This window comes from Pontibacter burrus (assembly GCF_010686685.1).
Classification (GTDB): domain Bacteria; phylum Bacteroidota; class Bacteroidia; order Cytophagales; family Hymenobacteraceae; genus Pontibacter; species Pontibacter burrus.
Genome location: NZ_JAAGWD010000021.1, coordinates 1 through 1,300, shown reverse-complemented (window position 1 = coordinate 1,300; position 1,300 = coordinate 1). Strand labels below are relative to the sequence as shown.

The 1,300-nt window shown below is 32.3% G+C and carries 2 protein-coding genes; both read left to right on the top strand.

What is annotated here, in order from left to right:
• The coding region (locus tag GXP69_RS18865) for a hypothetical protein (protein WP_163917172.1) at positions 1-550 on the top strand (550 nt) is incomplete at its 5' end.
• Positions 526-1,278 carry an SIR2 family protein gene (locus GXP69_RS18860; protein WP_163917171.1) on the top strand — a complete coding sequence of 251 codons (753 nt, stop codon included), beginning with the start codon at positions 526-528 and terminating at the stop codon, positions 1,276-1,278. The genes GXP69_RS18865 and GXP69_RS18860, both read left to right, overlap by 25 nt.
• The last annotated feature ends 22 nt before the right edge of the window (positions 1,279-1,300 follow it).

Here is a 1,300-nt window from a genome sequence, read left to right as displayed (position 1 = left end):
ATGTAAAATTAAGAATGATAGGTTTAAGCACCAAGATTATTTAGATAATGCTATAACACTTGCATACTATGATGGCAGTCGTAATGTAAAAGCCTCAGATATGCGGCATTTGTATATTGAGCTAGCAAATTCATCGTTAAGTGATATGCAACCGCTATTAATGAAGGTTAATAGAACGCTTGATTTTATGAAAAGAGTAAACTCTTACAAAAAAGGCATATTTAAAAATAAATGGGCTTTTGTAGATACCTTCTTCCTTATTTACAAGAATTTAGATCAGATAGTCGATATAAATGCTAATATGCTTGCAGGAGCTTTTGATTCTTTTGAAAAATTAAGAAGGGAACATAACTCCCACCCAGAGGTATTAATAGAAGATAAAGAAAATAATACAATCTACGACAAAGACTTATACGAATACATTATCGCTTTTAAAACATCGGGAGCAGATAAAAACAATACAAAAACCAGACATAGAGTATTCTGCAATAAATTTTTAAATCCGTTAAACTTTATGTTTCAATCATGCCAGCAATCCCTACAAAATTAGCAGACTATTACAAAAAAGGCTCATTTGGAATTTATATAGGAGCTGGCTTATCACGAGCCTCAGGATTACCTGATTGGGAATCATTTCTCAATGAACTAATAGAGTATGCATGTGATAATAATTATATCGTTCAAAAAAAGAAGAAGGAGTTAAACAAGCTTACTAAAGATCCTAGTAATTACTTATTGGTAGCTGAAGAATTAAAAGAAATCTTAAGTTCTGATTTACCAAAATTTATCAGGCAAAAATTTGATAGCAAATCCCTTGTGCCTTCTCCAACCTTGTGTAAGGTAGTACAGCTAAACCATAAATTTATTGTTACAACAAATTATGATACTTTGATTGAGAAGGCTTATGCAAAAGTATACCATGATATTTTGAACCCTCTTACTTATAAGAGTGCGAGTGCAATAAATTATAATATTTTAGCAAATGAACCATTTCTTTTGAAAGCACATGGAGATGCCAAAAGTGCTCCAAATGAAATCATACTTACTGAAAATGATTATAGAAATATCATCTTTAAAGAGAGAGGATATCAGAGTGTTTTACATGTACTATTTTCTACTTGTAATGTGCTTTTTTTGGGGGCATCTCTAAAAGATCCAGAAATGAAACTTCTACTTGGATATATTCATAACATCTTTCATGGCGGCGGTTCGGTACCGGGCAACACGGTGCTGATCTTTAACCTCGAAGCCATAAGCAAGAAGCCAGGCAAAAAGTAAAAACCTATAGTTTAAAGCAAAC

Excerpts from the sequence above, each read along its gene's own strand:
- GXP69_RS18860 (WP_163917171.1), top strand. The coding sequence starts at position 526 with ATGCCAGCAATCCCTACAAAATTAGCAGACTATTACAAAAAAGGCTCA.